Origin of the sequence: Streptomyces sp. NPDC059989, from assembly GCF_042736975.1 — a bacterium.
Classification (GTDB): Bacteria; Actinomycetota; Actinomycetes; order Streptomycetales; family Streptomycetaceae; genus Streptomyces.
Genome location: NZ_JBHWUO010000067.1, coordinates 16,156 through 32,804 on the forward strand (window position 1 = coordinate 16,156; position 16,649 = coordinate 32,804).

The window sequence follows — 16,649 nt, forward strand, 5'->3', positions numbered from 1 at the left end:
TGCGGTCCTGCGGTCCCCGTGACGGCCGAGGACGGCTTTAATTGAATGAGCTACGAAGGAGAGAGCGGCCTGATGACGACGGTTCCCCTGCCGACCGAGACCACCCGGTGGCGCTGCACCCTGTGCGGCAACCTCACGCGCTTCGACGTCACCCGTTCGTCGAAGGTAGTCGAGTACGTCCACCTGGACCTCGCCGGGGAGCCCAAGGTCGAGGAGCGCGAGGTGGTCAATGAGACCATCGAGTCGGTCCGCTGCCGCTGGTGCAACGCGGTGGACCAGATTGAGCTCGTGGACAGGCCGGGCGCGGACTCCTGACGGAGCCGTGCCCACAGGTAGATCACGGTAGGGGTGACGGATTGTGGAGCCAGCAAGCGGCGCTGAGCCGGCCGACGCGGCCGGCGACGCCGCCGAGGTGCTCGACCGCCCGCTGCCGGAAGGCGTGCGGCGCCGGGTCGTCGCGCTCGTCTCGGAAGCCTTCGGCGGACTGACGGTCGCGGACCTCCCGGCGCAGCTGCGCCAGTACGCCCGGTTCACCCCGACCCGGCGCGTCAAGTTCGCGGGCAACGCCATGGCCGCGGCCGTCGAGACCGACGCCGTCTTCCGCAGCCGCGTCGCCGAGAAGCTGCGCGAGGCGCAGGCCGAGCTGGCCGGGGCGCTGGAGACCGGTGCCCCGCCCGCCGCCGCCGATCCGCTCGACGTGGCGGCCGCCGCGTACGTGCTGCGGCCGGCCGGGTGGGTCAAGCTGGTCGCCGCCGCGGGCGAGGAGGCGCAGCGCGCCGACGCCGAGCGGGTCGGCGAGGAGACCCGGCGCGAGCTGGAGCGGCTCCGCGAGGAACTGGCCCACGTACGGGACCTCCAGCGCTCCGGCGAAGATCAGGTGCGGGCCGAGCTGGAGACGACGCGCCGGGAAGCGGAATCGCTTCAGCGCAAGTTGCGCAGCGCGCTCAGCGACGTCAAGCGCGGCGAGGCGGCCCTGCGCAAGGTCAACTCCGAGATCGACGGGATCCGCGGGGAGGCGGCCGGGCGGGTGGCCGCCGCCGAGAGCGAGGCCCGGCGGCTCAAGTCCCGGCTGGCGGAGGTGGAGACGGCGCTGGAGACCTCGCGCCGGGCCACCCGCGAGGGGCGCAGCATCGAGGACATGCGGCTGCGGCTGCTGCTGGACACGGTGCTGGACGCGGCGGCGGGGCTGCGCCGCGAGCTGGCGCTGCCCCCGGTCAACACCCGCCCGGCGGACACCGTGGACGCGGTGGAGCCGGGCCGCATGACCCCGAAGGACATCGCGGCGCGTGCGCTGTCGGAGACCGATCCGGCACTGCTGGACCAGCTGTTGGCGCTGCCGCAGGCCCATCTGGTGGTCGACGGCTACAACGTGACCAAGACGGGCTATCCGACGATGCCGCTGGAGAAGCAGCGGCTGCGGCTGCTGGGCGGGCTGTCGATGCTGGCCGCGCAGACGGGCGCGGAGATGACCTGTGTCTTCGACGGGGCGGAGCTGGCGGCCCCGGTGCTGCTCGCGCCGCCGCGCGGGGTGCGGGTGCTGTTCTCCAAGGCCGGCGTGACGGCGGACGAGCTGATCCGCCAGCTGGTGCGCGCGGAGCCGCCCGGCCGTCCGGTGGTCGTGGTCTCCACGGACCGGGAGGTCGCCGACGGGGTGGCCAAGGCGGGTGCGCGGCCGGTGGCGTCCGCCTTGTTGCTGAAGCGGCTTTCGCGCGTTTCGTAACTGCTCGCCCGAATGCCCGAATTGACGGGGCCCGCAGGGAACGTACCGTCAAGTGCCCGGCACAGAGCGTGGGCTGTAGGTAAAGAAGCTGGTCGTGGACCGAGTTTTTTCCCGACAGGATTTGAACTGATCACAGCGGGGTCACTAGGGTCTGTTCAAACCTTCGTGCGGTAGATCACTCATTCGGGGTGGCGGCGGAGGTGCTGCCGAGTTGCGTTCTTCGGCGGCTCTAGGAAGAAGGAGCTCGCCTTCGTGGCGTCCCACCGTCGACCCAAGCAGCCGACCCGCGCTCGTGTGACCGTGCTGACCGCGACAGCGGCCGCGGCCGTCGTCCTCTCCTCCCAAGGCGCCTCCGCCGCTCCGGCCAAGCCGAGCAAGGAGGAGGTCAAGTCCCAGGTCGACGCGCTCTACGAAGAGGCGGAGCAGGCCACAGAGAAGTTCAACGGTGCCAAGGAACGCCAGGAGAAGCTCGAAAAGGAGATCGGGCAGCTCCAGGACCAGGTCGCACGCGGCCAGGGCGACCTCAACGAGCTGCGCAGCACGCTCGGTTCGATGGCGAGCGCCCAGTACCGCAACGGCGGCATAGACCCGTCGATAGCCCTCCTCCTCTCCGAGGACCCCGACAGCTACCTCGACAAGGCCTCCACCCTGGAGCACCTGAGCGGCAAGCAGGTCGAGGCGGTCCAGAAGATCCAGGCCAAGCAGCGCAGCCTCGCGCAGCAGCGCCAGGAGGCCGCCGGCAAGCTCGCCGACCTCGACGCCACCCGCAAGGAGCTCGGCGAGAAGAAGAAGGTCTCGGCGGAGAAGCTCGCCGAGGCCCAGGCCCTGCTCAACAGCCTCACCGCCCAGGAGCGCGCGGCGATCAAGGACGAGGAGACGCGCGCCAGCCGCAGCGACAGCACCCGCGTCGACCTCGGCAACGTGAAGGCCTCGGGCCGGGCCGGAGCCGCCCTCGAAGCCGCGAAGACCAAGCTGGGCGGCGCATACGTCTACGGCGCCACCGGCCCGAGCGCCTTCGACTGCTCCGGTCTGACCCAGTGGGCCTACAAGCAGGCCGGCGTCAACATCAGCCGCGTCACCGACACCCAGGCGAACGACGGCACCCGCGTCAGCCGCAGCCAGCTCCAGCCCGGCGACCTGGTCTTCTTCTACGGGGACCTGCACCACGTCGGCCTCTACGCCGGCAACAACATGACGCTGCACGCCTCCAACCCGCGCGGCGGCATCAAGTACGAGTCCATGGACAACATGCCCTTCCAGTTCGGCGTCCGCGTCGGCTGACGCCTCCCGCGCGCCGCGTCCCCGCTCCGGGACGCGCCGGACACCGCCCATCCGGGCGAATTAAAGGGCCCCGCTCTGACCACACGCCCCGCCGGTGACCTGCGTCTCCGACGGGGCGTCACTGTGCGTACCCGTCGGCGGTCGTTGGTCGGTGCCCGGTGGCGCGGCTACTGTCTGCCAGCGCGGAACCCGGCACACGGCCGTCCACGGGGGGCGGACCCGGGCCCCGCGCAGCGGAAGGGAGCGGTTTCACGTGGCGTCCCATCGCCGGACCGGCCTCAGCGGCCTCACCGGCCTCACGGGCCTTGACCGGAACGCGAAGGTCACCGTCCTCACCGCCGCCGCGGCCACGGCCGCGGTCGCCATGGCGGGCGCACCCGCGAGCGCGGCCCCCGGCCTCCCGCACGACCCGTCCGACAGTGCCCGCGCCCAGGTCGACCGGCTCTTCGAAGAGGCCGAGCAGGCCACCGAGCACTTCAACGAGGCGGGCGAGAAGGCCGACCGGCTCCGCGCCGAGGTCGACCGCGCCCAGGACGCGGTCGCCCGCGGCCAGGAGCGCATCAACACCATGCGCGGCATCCTCGGCACCTTCGCCGGAGCCCAGTACCGCAGCGGCGGCATCGACCCCACCGTCGGCCTGATGCTCTCCGACGACCCCGACGCGTACCTGGAACAGGCCGCCGCCCTCGACCGGCTGACCGGCCGCCAGGCCCGCCAGCTGGACGAACTGCGCGAGGAGCAGCGCCGGCTCGGCCAGGAACGCCGGGAGGCCTCCCGCAAACTCGCCGAACTCGACGCCCTGCGCGCCGACGTGGCCCGCCACAAGCGGTCCGTCACGGCGAAGCTCGCGGCCGCCCGGCGGCTGCTCAACGCCATGCCGTCCGAGGAACGCGCCGACTTCGAACGGGCCTCGCGCTCCGGCGGCCGCCCCGACGCGATGCCCGACCTGGCCTCGCTCGGCCCGTCGTCGGGGCGCGCCGCCGCCGCGGTGATGGCGGCCCGGGCGGCGGTCGGCCGGCCGTACGTGTGGGGCTCCACCGGGCCCTCCGGCTTCGACTGCTCCGGGCTGATGGTCTGGTCGTACCGGCAGGCCGGGGTCTCGCTGCCGCGCACCTCGCAGGCGCAGCGGCACGCGGGCCGCCAGGTTCCGCTGTCGCAGGCGCGGCCGGGCGACCTGGTGACGTACCGCTCCGACGCCAGCCACGTCGGCATGTACGTCGGCAACGGGCAGGTGGTGCACGCGCCGTACCCCGGGGCCAGGGTGCGGTACGACCCGGTGGGGATGATGCCGGTTTCGGCGGTGACCCGGCCCTGAGTCCCGGGCCGGGCACGGGCGGGCCGGCTCCGGCTCCGTGAGCCCGGGCGGGAGGGTCGCTGTGCGTACGATCGGCTGATGGCTCTCCGTCGCGTCCTCGTGCTGCCGCTCCTGCTGTGCGCCTTGCTGGCAGGGTGCGCGGCGCGGCCCGACGGCACCGCCGAGCGGGACATCCGGACGGCCGTCGCCGACTGGTCGCGGGTGCCGCCCGAGCGGCTCGCCGGGATCCCGCTGGAGGACTGGGCGTACGAGGTCGCCTCGGTGCGGCGGGACGGGGCGCGGGCCCACGTACGGGCCGAGCTGCGCTACCGGCTGGCGGGCTACGACGCGGCGCCGGGCGGGTCGGCGCGCGAGCTCGAGCTCAAGCTCGTACGCGAAGCCTCCGGGGACGGCGCGCGGTGGCGGGTCACCGCCGACCGGCCCGCCCCGGGCGCGCTGCCGCAGCTGTGGGACCAGGGGCCGGTGTCGGAGGTCCGGGGCACGCACTCGCTGGTGCTGGGCGGCGCCGGAGCCCCCGACCTGTCCGCGATCGCCGCCGAGGCCGACCGGGCGGTGCCCGCGGCGAGCGCCGCCTGGCCCCGGCCGTGGGCGGGGCGGGTGGTGGTACTGGTCCCCGGGTCCCTGGACCGGATGGCGGAGCTGCTGGGGCGGCCGGCCGCCGACTACCGGGGGATGGGGGCCGTCACCTCCGGCCGGGTGGGAGCCGCCGGGCCGGTGCCGGCGGACCGGGTGGTGGTCAACCCGGAGGGCTGGGCCCAGCTGGGGGAGGAGGGCCGGCGCGTCGTCCTGACCCACGAGGTCACCCACGTGGCCACCCGTGCGGCGACCACCGCGACGACCCCGCTGTGGCTCTCCGAGGGCTTCGCGGACTGGGCGGCGTACCGCGGCACCGACACCACCCCGGCGCAGGGCGCCCCCGCGCTGGCGCGGGCCGTACGGCGCGGCGAGGTGCCGGCCGCCCTGCCGGACACGGGGGCCTTCGCCTTCGGCGGCGACCCCGACGCGCTGGCCCGGGCGTACGAGGGCTCCTGGCTGGCCTGCCGGCTGATCGCGGACAAGTGGGGGGACGCGGCGCTGGTGGACCTGTACGAGCGGGCGGGGCGCGAGCCGCTCGCGACGGCGCTGGAGGAGACGCTGGGTGTGGACCAGGCCGGGCTGACCTCGGCTTGGCAGGAGGGTTTGCGCAGGGAGCTCGGCTGAGGTGCTTCGCCGGGTTTCGCCGTCGACCGGTATCGTCGGCTGGCGATGCACAAGACGCTGATCGTGACCAACGACTTCCCGCCGCGACCGGGCGGCATCCAGGCCTTCCTCCACAACATGGCGCTGAGGCTGGATCCCGACCGGGTCGTCGTCTACGCCTCCACGTGGAAGCGGGGTGAGGAAGGGCGCGAGGCGACGGCTGCCTTCGACGCCGAGCAGCCGTTCCAGGTGGTGCGCGACCGTACGACGATGCTGCTGCCCACGCCGCGGGTGACGCGGAGGGCCGTGGGCCTGCTGCGCGAACACGGCTGCGAGTCCGTGTGGTTCGGTGCGGCGGCACCGCTCGGGCTCATGGGCCCTGCGCTGCGGCGGGCGGGGGCCCGGCGGATCGTGGCCACGACGCACGGGCACGAGGCGGGCTGGGCCCAGCTGCCGGCCGCGCGGCAGCTGCTGCGGCGGATCGGCGAGGGCACGGACACGCTCACCTACCTGGGGGAGTACACGCGCTCGCGGATCGCCTCGGCGGTCACGGAGCGGGCGGCGGCCCGGATGGTGCAACTCCCGCCGGGGGTGGACGAGAAGACCTTCCATCCGGAGTCGGGCGGGGCGGAGGTCCGGGCCCGGCTGGGGCTGACGGACCGGCCCGTGGTGGTGTGCGTCTCCCGGCTGGTGCCGCGCAAGGGGCAGGACACGCTGATCGAGGCGATGCCGAGGATCCTGGCGGCGGTGCCGGACGCGGTGCTGCTGATCGTGGGCGGCGGGCCGTACGAGGCGGATCTGCGGGCGCTGGCCGCGGCCAAGGGCGTCGAGGCGTCGGTGCGGTTCACGGGGGCGGTGCCGTGGTCGGAACTGCCCGCCCACTACGGGGCGGGGGACGTCTTCGCCATGCCGTGCAGGACCCGGCGGGGCGGGCTGGACGTGGAGGGCCTCGGCATCGTCTACCTGGAGGCTTCGGCGACGGGCCTGCCGGTGGTCGCGGGCGACTCCGGCGGGGCGCCGGACGCGGTACTGGACGGCGAGACGGGCTGGGTCGTCCGGGGCGGCTCCCCGGAGGACGCGGCGGACCGCGTGGTGACCCTGCTGCTGGATCCGGCCCTGCGGGAGCGCATGGGCACGGCGGGGCGGGCCTGGGTCGAGGAGCGGTGGCGGTGGGACCTGCTGGCGGGGCGGTTGCGCGAGTTGTTGTAGGGGCGGGGGCTTCGGGGGTTCCCGTCGGTATCACAAATCCGCTCGACCTCGTGTCTCTTTGAAGAGAGGCTCTGGGCATGGAATTCCTCTGTTACCACCGTGACCGGCCGGGCTCCGTAGAGCTGCGGGACGAGTTGTTGGAAGGGCACTGGTCCTACATGGACCAGTACGCGAAGGAGATGATCGCCCGGGGGCCGACCTTCGTCGGCGACGTTCCGACGGGCAGTCTGCACATCGTCGACCTGCCCGATGCCGGCGCTGCACGGGCGTTCGCCTTCGAGGAGCCCGGCTATCAGGCCGGTGTGTACCGGGATGTGCTGGTGCGGCGGTGGCGCAACCTGCTGGGGCGCACCATGTGGGACTTTCCCGGCGGACGGGAGGGCGGCAACCGGTACCTCGTGCTCGGTTTCGGTGCGGGCGAGGCCGTTGACCTTGAAGTGCCGGCCGATCGGGACGGGCTGATCGCCTACGGGCCGCTGCTGTCCGACGACGGGGCCGTCTGGGTGGGGACGGCGGTGTTGGTCAGGGCGTCGGACGCGGAGGCGGCGCGGGCCGTGCTGACCGCGGGCGGGTACGCCGGCACCGAGGTGCACGACTGGGAGTTCGGGGGGCGGCGGTGATCGGCTCAGGGCGGTGTCGTGCCATGTCTGACTGTCTCTCAGATGCCTGTCAGGGCGGAGTATGGCTGGACGGCTGGATTCCGCCCATGATGCGGCCATGACACCCAACCTGACGCGCCGTCAAATGCTCGGCATCGGCGCCCTTCAGACCGCCGCCGTACTCGGCCTCACGCGGATCGGGCTCTCCTCGGCCGCCGCTGCCGAGCCCGCCGCCGCGCAGTACGCTCCCGCCATCGTCGTCGGCTCCGGGTACGGGTCCGCCGTTGCCGCGCTCCGGCTCGGACAGGCCGGGGTGCGGACCGTCGTCCTGGAGATGGGGCGGCTCTGGAACACTCCCGGGCCCGACGGGAAGGTCTTCCCCTCCACCTCCGCGCCGGACCAGCGCTCCATGTGGTTCCGCACCCGGACCGAGGCGCCGCTCGCGCAGTTCCTCTGGCTCGACGTGGTCAACCGCAACATCAGCCCGTATCCGGGCGTCCTCGACCGTGTGAACTACGGGGACATGTCCGTGTACGTGGGGCGGGGGGTCGGCGGCGGGTCGCTGGTCAACGGAGGGATGGCGCCCACCCCGAGGCGGTCGTACTTCACCGAGGTGTTCCCGGGGGTGGACGCCGACGAGATGTACGGGACCTACTACCCGCGCGCCCGCGCCATGCTCGGCGTGAACGACATCGACCCGGCCTGGTTCGAGTCCACCGAGTGGTACCGGTTCGCCCGGATCTCGCGCAAGCACGCGCAGAACACCGGGCTGAAGACCGTGTTCGTGCCGAACGTGTACGACTTCGAGTACATGAAGCGGGAGGCGGCCGGGACCGCCACCAGGTCCGCGCTCGCGGGCGAGGTCATCTACGGCAACAACCACGGGAAGAAGAGCGTCGACAAGACCTACCTCGCCGCGGCGATCGGCACCGGGAACGTCACCATCGAGACCATGCAGCGGGTCGTGGGCGTACGGACCGATCCGGGCGGGGGGTACGTGCTGACCGTTCAGACCAGCGACGTCACGGGCAGGGTCACGCAGGTGCGCGAGCTCGGGTGCCGGCAGCTGTTCCTCGGGGCCGGCAGCCTGGGGACCACCGAGATCCTGCTGCGGGCCCGGGAGACCGGGACGCTGCCCGCGCTCAGCGACCGGGTCGGGCTGGGATGGGGGCACAACGGCAACGTCATGACCGCCCGCGCCAATCATCTGTGGGACACCGTCGGTGCGAACCAGTCGACCATGCCCGCCCTGGGCATCGACGACTGGGACAACGCAAGCAATCCGGTCTTCGCCGAGATCGCCCCGCTGCCCATGGGCCTGGAGCACTGGATCTCGATGTACCTGGCCATCACCAAGAACCCCGAGCGCGGGCACTTCACGTATGACGCCGCGAGCGATTCGGCCCGGCTGAATTGGACGAGGGACCAGAACACGCCGTCCGTGGAGGCGGCCAGGCGTCTCTTCGACCGGATCAACCGGAGGAACGTGACCGTCTACCGGCACGACCTCTTCGGGGACAACAAGGCCTTCGCCGACAACTTCACCTACCACCCGCTCGGGGGCTGCGTCCTCGGTCAGGCGACGGACGCGTACGGGCGGGCGAAGGGGTACCAGGGGCTGTACGTCGTGGACGGCTCCCTGGTTCCCGGCTCGCTCGGCGTGAACCCGTTCGTGACGATCACGGCCCTCGCCGAGCGGAACATGGCCCGGATCCTCGCGGAGGACCCGCCTGGCTAGTGCGGTGAACCTTTCCGGTCACAGCACTAGGGCTGGTAGAGCGCTTCGATCTCGTCCGCGAAGTCCTTCGCCACCACGTTGCGCTTGAGCTTCAGCGACGGCGTGATGTGGCCCGACTCCTCCGTGAACTGGGAGGGCAGAATGCGGAATTTCCGCACCGATTCCGCCTTGGAAACCGCCGCGTTGCCGTCGTCCACGGCCTTCTGGACGGCGGCGACGAGGTCCGCGTCCTCGCGCAGCTCCGCCGCCGTCACACCGGCCGGCTTGCCGTTGTCCGCGGCCCAGCGGCCCAGGAACTCCTCGTCGATGGTGACCAGCGCGCCGACGAACGGCCGCCCGTCGCCCACCACCATGCACTCCGCGACCAGCGCGTGGGCGCGGATGCGGTCCTCGATCACGGCGGGCGCCACGTTCTTGCCGCCCGCGGTGACGATGAGTTCCTTCTTGCGTCCGGTGATCGCGAGGTAGCCGTCCTCGTCGAGGGTGCCGACGTCGCCGGTGTGGAACCAGCCGTCGGTCAGCGCCTCGGCGGTCGCCGTCTCGTTCTTCCAGTAGCCCTGGAAGACGTGCTCGCCGTGCAGCAGTACCTCGCCGTCGTCCGCGATGCGCACCACGGAGCCCGGGAGCGGCTGGCCGACCGTACCGATCTTCGTCTTGTCCCACGGGTTGAAGGCCGTGGCCGCGCAGGACTCGGTCAGGCCGTAGCCCTCCAGCACGGTGAAGCCGATGCCGCGGAAGAAGTGTCCGAGGCGCTCGCCCAGCGGGGCGCCGCCCGAGATCGCGTACTCGCCGCGGCCGCCGAGGACCGTGTGCAGCTTGCTGTAGACCAGCTTGGTGAACAGCTTGTGCTTGAGCCTCAGGCCGAGGGACGGGCCGCCGGGGGCGTCCAGCGCGCGGCTGTACGCGATCGCCGTCTCCGCCGCCGCGTCGAAGATCTTGCCCTTGCCGTCGGCCTGCGCCTTGGCGCGCGCCGAGTTGTAGACCTTCTCGAAGACGCGCGGCACACCGAGGATGAGGGTGGGCTTGAAGGCCTGCAGCTCGTCGGTCAGGTTCTTGATGTCCGGTACGCAGCCCAGGCGGATCGGAGCCAGGACGGCGGCCACCTCGACCAGGCGGCCGAAGACGTGCGCGGCCGGCAGGAAGAGCAGGACGGAGCACTCGCCGGTGCGGAAGAGCGGGCTGAGGCGCTCCACCACGTTGCCGCACTCGGCGAAGAAGTTGCGGTGGGTCAGCACGCAGCCCTTGGGGCGGCCGGTGGTGCCCGAGGTGTAGACGATGGTCGCCGGGTCGTCGGCGTTGGCGAGGCTGCTGCGCTCCTCGACCTCGGCGTCGGTGATCGCGGCGCCCGCGCTCTTCAGCGTGTCGAGGGCGCCCTGCTCGATCTCCCAGACCTCGCGCAGCTCCGGCAGCCGGTCGCGCAGCGAGGCCACGGCCGTGCTGTGCGCGGGGCTCTCGACGATCGCGGCGACGGCGCCGGAGTCGCCGAGGATCCACTGGATCTGCTCGGGGGAGCTGGTCTCGTACACGGGGACGGTGACGCCGCCCGCGCTCCAGATCGCGAAGTCGATCAACACCCACTCGTAGCGGGTGCGGGAGATCAGGGCGACCCGGTCGCCGGGGCGGATGCCGGCCGCGATCAGGCCCTTGGCGGTGGCCCGCACCTCGGCGAGGAACTCGGTCGCGGTCACGTCCTGCCACCGGCCGTCGACCTTGCGGCTCATGACGGCGGTGTCTGGATGCTGAGCGGCATTGCGGCGGATGAGATCCGTCAGGTTCCCGTCCGACGGGACCTCGTACAGGGCCGGAAGGCTGAACTCGCGCAAGACTGCTGCTCCTCTGGGCGCCATCGCCACCGTGTGGACCGACCGGACGTTACCCACCGGTAGTGGGTTCCCGATAGAGGGAACCGGCCAGATGTTCCCTGCGTCACATGACGCAGCAATTCCGTGCCGACACTAGTCGACCCCGTTCAGGACTCGGAAGTAACCGCAGGTCCGGCCGCTTTCACCACCCGCACTACCCCTCCGTCACCAGGCGCCCCTAGGGTGACCGCATGGCTGGCAGCACACGGGTTCACGTCGTGAGCGACGTACACGGCAACACCGAGGCCCTCGCCAGGGCAGGGGACGGCGCCGACGCGCTGATCTGCCTCGGCGACCTGGTCCTCTTCCTCGACTACGCCGACCACTCGCGCGGGATCTTCCCCGACCTCTTCGGCGTCGAGAACGCCGACCGGATCGTGGAACTCCGCACCGCGCGCCGCTTCGAGGAGGCCCACGCCCTCGGGCGGCGGCTGTGGGCCGGGCTGGACCGGGAACGGATGATCGAGGGCGCGGTGCGCCGGCAGTACGCCGAGATGTTCGCCGCCTTCCCCAACCCCACGTACGCCACCTACGGCAACGTCGACATCCCGGGCCTGTGGCCGGAGTACGCCGACCGCCCCGGCCTCACCGTCCTCGACGGGCAGCGGGTGGAGATCGGCGGCCGGGTCTTCGGCTTCGTGGGCGGCGGGCTGCCCTCGCCGATGCGCACGCCCTACGAGGTGCCCTTGGAGGAGTACGCGGCCAAGGTGGAGGCCCTGGGGGAGGTGGACGTACTGTGCTCGCACATCCCGCCGGAGGTGCCGGAGCTCTGCTACGACACCGTGGCACGGCGCTTCGAACGGGGCAGCGAGGCCCTGCTCGCCGCCATCCGGCGGACCCGCCCCCGGTACGCCCTCTTCGGGCACGTGCACCAGCCGCTGGCGCGGCGGATGCGGATCGGGAGCACGGAGTGCGTGAACGTCGGGCACTTCGCGGCGACCGGAAGGCCATGGGCCCTGGAGTGGTGAGCTCCGCACGCACGGTAGCCTTCGAGCGGCGGCCGGAGGCCGCACACTTCCTCGAACACTCTCTGGAGGAGCCACCGCGATGGCGGAACACACCAGCTCAAGCATCACGATCGACGCCTCGCCGGCCGACGTGATGGCCGTGATCGCCGACTTCGCCCGCTACCCCGAGTGGACCGGCGAGGTGAAGGAGGCCGAGGTGCTGGCCGCCGACGCCGAGGGCCGGGCCGAGAAGGTCCGGCTGCTGCTCGACGCGGGCGCGATCAAGGACGACCACACCCTCGCGTACACCTGGAAGGGTGCGGACGAGGTCAGCTGGACCCTGGACAAGTCGCAGATGCTGCGACAGCTGGACGGCTCCTACCGGCTGGCCCCGGTGGACGGCGGCAAGCGGACCGAGGTCACTTACTCGCTGACCGTGGACGTCAAGATCCCGATGCTCGGCATGATCAAGCGCAAGGCCGAGAAGGTGATCATCGATCGTGCCCTGGCCGGCCTGAAGAAGCGCGTGGAATCGACCTGACCCCTTGGCTCCGGCCTCGGCCGGCCGCCGCTGCCGGGGCTCCGCCCCGGACCCCCGCGGGGGCTCCGCCCCGGACCCCCGCGCCTCAAACGCCGGCGGGGCTGGATTTGGCCGGCGTACGCCTGGAAGTGCGGGCCGCGGGCCCCATGCTCGGCGAGGCGGGATTGCGCGGAGCGCAATCAGCCTCGCCGGCGTTTGAGGCGCGGGGTCTGGGGCGGAGCCTCAGGGTCTTTGCGGGTCCGGGCGGAGCCCGGGTGGGGGTCCCCCCGGACGAAGTCTGGGGGAGGTGGAAGGGCGGGTAGGGGACCGCTCCGCGCAGCGGCGCCCCGCCACCCCGAGGCCCGCACCCGCGGCAAGGCGCCGCAACGTCACCAGCGATCCGGAGTAGCCCCCATGCCGCACACCCTGCTGATCACCGGCCCCGGAGGCTCCGGGAGGACCACCGTCGCCGCAGCCACCGCCCTCGCGGCGGCCCGGCAGGGGCGCCGGGTGCTCCTGCTGTCCGGGGACGTGGGGGACCCGGTCGCCGCCCTCGTGGGCGAACAGGCCGGGGACCCCGCAGAGGTCGCGCCCGGCCTGTGGGCCATCACCGCCGCTCAAGGGCTGCGCGTGGCCCGCGTGGACTCCGGCGAGGAGTTCCGCGAAGAGCTCGTCGCCCTCCAGGAGCGCGGATCCACGCTCCTCGGGATGGTCGGGGCCCGGCCCCTCACGGCCGAGGAGCTCACCGAGCTGCCCGGCGCCGAGCAGTTCGCGCTGCTGCGCGCCCTCCGCCGGGCCGCCACCGCCCCCGGCACCGATCTCGTCGTCGTCGACATGCCGCCGCTCCACCAGGCAGTGGCCACCCTCGCCCTCCCCGCCCAGCTGCGCCGCTACCTCGCCCGGCTGCTCCCCGCCGAACGGCAGGCCGCCCGCGCCCTGCGGCCCGTCCTGGCCCAGCTGGCCGGGGTGCCCATGCCCGCGCAGTGGCTCTACGAGGCCGCCGCCCGCTGGGACGAGGAGCTCGCCGCCGTGCAGGCCGTCGTCGAGGCCGACACCACCGAAGTGCGACTGGTCGCCGAGCCGGGGCCGGCCGCCGCCGACGCCGTCCGGCTGGGGCGGCTCGGGCTCGCCCTCCAGCAGCTGCCCGTCGCCGCCGTCGTCGCCAACCGCACCCTGCCCCAGGGATCCGCCGACCCGTGGCTCGCCGGGCTCGCCGCCGAGCAGGAGAAGTACGCCGCCCAGTGGGCCGGGGAGATCCCGGTGATCCGGCTGCCCCACCTCGGCCGGGCCCCCCGCGGCCCCCAGGACCTGGAGCTGCTCGCCGACACCGCCGACGACGGGGCCGACACCGCCGGCGACCTCGTCCCCCCGCCGCCCGCACCCCGCCCGGCCTGGACGGTCGAGGACCGGCTCGCCGAGGACGGGGTACTCGTCTGGGTGGTCCCGCTGCCCGGCGCCCACAAGCGCGAGCTCGACCTCGTCCGCCGCGGCGACGAGCTGCTGCTCACGGCGGGCCCGTACCGCAGGATCGTTCCGCTGCCCGCCGCACTGCGCCGCTGCACCGTTTCCGGCGCGGCCCTGGCCGAAGACGCGCTCCGCATCCGCTTCACCCCGGACCCGGGCCTCTGGCCGCGCACGCGCTGATCCCCGTACCGCCGTTCGGGTACCGTCGAAGGTAGCCCGTACCGCACGCACAGCAGCTGCCGCAGGAGAGTCCGCCATGAGCGAGGCCACCGACCGCCCCACCGACGACGACGCCTGGGCCAAGGCCTGCGCCGAGGACCTGGCCGCCGAGAAGGAGCGCCTGCGCGGGCAGGGCGGAGGGACGGGCGCCTCGGGCACCGGGACCGCCGCCGAGGAGCTGTTCAAGCTGTTCGAGGCCGTCGCCGACAAGGTCTCCGGGCTGAACAACCCGCTGATCGGCGGCGCCGCCCAGGGAGCCGTGCGCCAGTTCGTCAACCAGGCGAAGACCGCCGCCAAGCCCGTCATCGAGCGCAATCCCGAGGTCTTCGACCACCTCGCGGCCGCCGGTTCCGAGCTGCTCGCCGCCTACCGCTCGGCCGTGGAGGGCCACGAGCGCCGCTGGACGCGGAACGAGCCCCCGGCCCCCCGCAAGGAGCGCGACCCCCGCGACGAAGGCCCTGGTACGGGCCCGACGGAGCGGATCGATCTCGACTGAACCTCTGCCGCCCTCGGGTACCTTTGGCCGTGGCGGGGTTTGACCGGAAACCGAGGGACTAATGGGACTCACCATCGGCGTCGACATCGGCGGCACGAAGATCGCGGCCGGCGTGGTCGACGAAGAGGGCACCATCCTTGAGACGTACAAGGTGCCCACCCCGCCGACCGCGGACGGAGTCACGGAGGCCATCTGCGCCGCCGTCTCCGAAGTCAGCAGCAACCACACCATCGAGGCCGTCGGCATCGGTGCCGCCGGCTACGTGGACGACAAGCGCGCGACGGTGCTCTTCGCGCCGAACATCAACTGGCGCCACGAGCCGCTGAAGGACAAGGTCGAGCAGCGCATCGGCCTCCCCGTCGTCGTCGAGAACGACGCGAACTGCGCGGCCTGGGGCGAGTACCGCTTCGGCGCCGGCCAGGGCCACGAAGACGTCATCTGCATCACGCTCGGCACCGGCCTGGGCGGCGGCATCATCATCGGCAACAAGCTGCGGCGCGGGCGCTTCGGCGTCGCCGCCGAGTTCGGGCACATCCGGGTCGTCCCGGACGGCCTGCTGTGCGGATGCGGGAGCCAGGGCTGCTGGGAGCAGTACGCCTCCGGGCGCGCGCTCGTGCGGTACGCGAAGCAGCGCGCCAACGCGACCCCCGAGAACGCCACGATCCTCCTCTCCCTCGGCGACGGCACCCCCGAGGGCATCGAGGGCAAGCACATCAGCGAGGCCGCCCGGCAGGGCGACCTGGTGGCCATCGACGCCTTCCGCGAGCTGGCCCGCTGGGCCGGCGCGGGACTGGCCGACCTGGCCTCGCTGTTCGACCCGTCCGCCTTCATCGTCGGCGGCGGGGTCTCCGACGAGGGCGACCTCGTCCTCGACCCGATCCGCAAGTCCTTCAAGCGCTGGCTGGTGGGCGGCGCGTGGCGCCCGCACGCGCAGGTCCTCGCCGCCCAGCTGGGCGGAAAGGCAGGGCTCGTGGGCGCGGCGGACCTGGCGCGCCAGGGCTGACGCCCTCCCTCGACGTGACCGCCCGCCGCGCCCCCTGGGGGAGCGGCGGGCGTTTGCGTATCTTGCGGGGCATGGACCAACAGCTGCTGCCTTCGTTGCCGAAGTCTCGTACGGAGCCGGACGGTTCCGCCGTGATCCGGGCGCTCAGCTACAACATCCGCTCGCTGCGCGACGACGAGGAGGCGCTGGCCCGGGTCATCCGGGCGTGCGCGCCCGACCTGGTCTTCGTACAGGAGGCGCCGCGCTTCTTCCGCTGGCGCAAGCACGCGGCGCGGCTGGCCGCGAAGACCGACCTCGTGGTGCTGGGCGGGGGAGCGACGGCGGCCGGGCCGCTGCTGCTGTGTTCGCTACGGGCCTTCGTGGAGCGGACGGAGGACGTCCTGCTTCCTCGCACCCCGGGCCTGCACCGGCGCGGCTTCGCCACGGCCGTGGTCCGCTTCGGGGCGGCCCGGGTGGGGGTCATCAGCGCCCACCTGTCGCTGGACGCGGCGGAGCGGAGGGCCCAGGCGGAGCTCCTGCTGGAGCGGCTCGGTTCGCTGGGCGCGCCGCACGCGATCGCCGCCGCCGACGTGAACGAGGGCCCGGGCGGGCCCGCCTTCGGGATGCTGGCGGCGGCCCTCCAGGACTGCCGGGAGGCGGCGCCGTGGGGCGGGGGCCCGACGTTCCCGCCGGCGGCGCCGGAGCGGCGGATCGATGCGGTGTTCGCTTCGCGGGGGGTGGAGGTCCTTGCCTGCGGTGTCCCTGCCGGGCTGGCCGGGGTTTCGGGGGCCGACCTCTTGGCGGCTTCGGACCATCTGCCGGTGCTGGCGGCCCTCCGCCTCCCGGCTGCGCCGTAGCCCGGCGGGACCGTGCCGGCTGAGGCCGTGCCCAGCCTGCGGCCCGGCTTCCCGGGGCTCCGCCCCAGACCCCGCGCCTCAAACGCCGGCGAGGCTGGATGTGCCTCCGGCGGCGCCTCAAACGCCGGCGAGACTGGATGTGCTTCCGGCGGCGCCTCAAACGCCGGCGGGGCTGGATGTGCCTCCGGCGGGGCTGGATTTGACTGATGCCGCCTGCCTGGCTGGGCTGGGTTGCCCGGAGGGCAATTCCAGCCCCGCCGG

General features: G+C 73.0%; 15 protein-coding genes. 14 read left to right on the plus strand and 1 reads right to left on the minus strand.

Annotation, left to right across the window (positions count from 1 at the left end):
• Positions 1-72 precede the first annotated feature (72 nt).
• The 8 genes from ACFWBN_RS35415 to ACFWBN_RS35450 all read left to right on the plus strand — a co-directional run bounded on the left by ACFWBN_RS35415 (position 73) and on the right by ACFWBN_RS35450 (position 9,041).
• Complete coding sequence (locus ACFWBN_RS35415; RefSeq protein ID WP_385184431.1) at positions 73-315, plus strand: hypothetical protein; 243 nt, start codon at positions 73-75, stop codon at positions 313-315.
• A 40-nt stretch (positions 316-355) separates the two neighbouring features.
• A complete protein-coding gene (locus ACFWBN_RS35420) occupies positions 356-1,720 on the plus strand; it encodes an NYN domain-containing protein (protein WP_385184472.1) in 1,365 nt (454 codons plus the stop codon).
• Between the two features lie 252 nt (positions 1,721-1,972).
• Positions 1,973-3,001 carry an NlpC/P60 family protein gene (locus ACFWBN_RS35425; RefSeq protein WP_385184434.1) on the plus strand — a complete coding sequence of 343 codons (1,029 nt, stop codon included), beginning with the start codon at positions 1,973-1,975 and terminating at the stop codon, positions 2,999-3,001.
• Positions 3,002-3,254: 253 nt separating this feature from the next.
• Positions 3,255-4,316 (plus strand): NlpC/P60 family protein, encoded by a 1,062-nt coding sequence (locus tag ACFWBN_RS35430; RefSeq protein WP_385184437.1) that lies wholly within the window; start codon positions 3,255-3,257, stop codon positions 4,314-4,316.
• 78 nt (positions 4,317-4,394) lie between these two features.
• The gene (locus tag ACFWBN_RS35435) at positions 4,395-5,516 is read left to right on the plus strand and encodes a hypothetical protein (protein WP_385184440.1); all 1,122 of its coding nucleotides are present in this window, start codon (positions 4,395-4,397) and stop codon (positions 5,514-5,516) included.
• Between the two features lie 45 nt (positions 5,517-5,561).
• Complete coding sequence (locus ACFWBN_RS35440) at positions 5,562-6,704, plus strand: glycosyltransferase family 4 protein (RefSeq protein WP_385184443.1); 1,143 nt, start codon at positions 5,562-5,564, stop codon at positions 6,702-6,704.
• A gap of 77 nt (positions 6,705-6,781) precedes the next feature.
• Positions 6,782-7,324, plus strand: coding sequence for a YciI family protein (locus tag ACFWBN_RS35445; protein WP_385184446.1), 543 nt, complete (start codon positions 6,782-6,784; stop codon positions 7,322-7,324).
• Positions 7,325-7,421: 97 nt separating this feature from the next.
• Entirely contained in the window at positions 7,422-9,041 is a 1,620-nt protein-coding gene (locus ACFWBN_RS35450) for a GMC oxidoreductase (protein WP_385184449.1), read from the plus strand.
• A gap of 26 nt (positions 9,042-9,067) precedes the next feature.
• Here ACFWBN_RS35450 and ACFWBN_RS35455 read toward each other — a convergent pair whose 3' ends face one another.
• Complete coding sequence (locus tag ACFWBN_RS35455; RefSeq protein WP_385184452.1) at positions 9,068-10,864, minus strand: AMP-dependent synthetase/ligase; 1,797 nt, start codon at positions 10,862-10,864, stop codon at positions 9,068-9,070.
• 230 nt (positions 10,865-11,094) lie between these two features.
• On the opposite strand from ACFWBN_RS35455, the gene ACFWBN_RS35460 reads away from it, so the two are divergent.
• From ACFWBN_RS35460 to ACFWBN_RS35485, 6 genes are all read left to right on the plus strand, one after another.
• On the plus strand, positions 11,095-11,871 hold the full coding sequence (locus ACFWBN_RS35460; protein WP_385184455.1) for a metallophosphoesterase: 777 nt from the start codon (positions 11,095-11,097) through the stop codon (positions 11,869-11,871).
• A 79-nt stretch (positions 11,872-11,950) separates the two neighbouring features.
• On the plus strand, positions 11,951-12,391 hold the full coding sequence (locus ACFWBN_RS35465) for an SRPBCC family protein (RefSeq protein WP_385184458.1): 441 nt from the start codon (positions 11,951-11,953) through the stop codon (positions 12,389-12,391).
• Between the two features lie 393 nt (positions 12,392-12,784).
• Positions 12,785-14,014, plus strand: coding sequence for an ArsA family ATPase (locus tag ACFWBN_RS35470; protein ID WP_385184460.1), 1,230 nt, complete (start codon positions 12,785-12,787; stop codon positions 14,012-14,014).
• A gap of 76 nt (positions 14,015-14,090) precedes the next feature.
• Positions 14,091-14,549, plus strand: a complete 459-nt coding sequence (locus ACFWBN_RS35475) for a DUF5304 domain-containing protein (RefSeq protein ID WP_385184463.1) — start codon at positions 14,091-14,093, stop codon at positions 14,547-14,549.
• Between the two features lie 61 nt (positions 14,550-14,610).
• Positions 14,611-15,552 carry an ROK family glucokinase gene (locus ACFWBN_RS35480; protein ID WP_385184466.1) on the plus strand — a complete coding sequence of 314 codons (942 nt, stop codon included), beginning with the start codon at positions 14,611-14,613 and terminating at the stop codon, positions 15,550-15,552.
• A 71-nt stretch (positions 15,553-15,623) separates the two neighbouring features.
• Entirely contained in the window at positions 15,624-16,388 is a 765-nt protein-coding gene (locus tag ACFWBN_RS35485; RefSeq protein ID WP_385184469.1) for an endonuclease/exonuclease/phosphatase family protein, read from the plus strand.
• Positions 16,389-16,649: the final 261 nt, after the last annotated feature.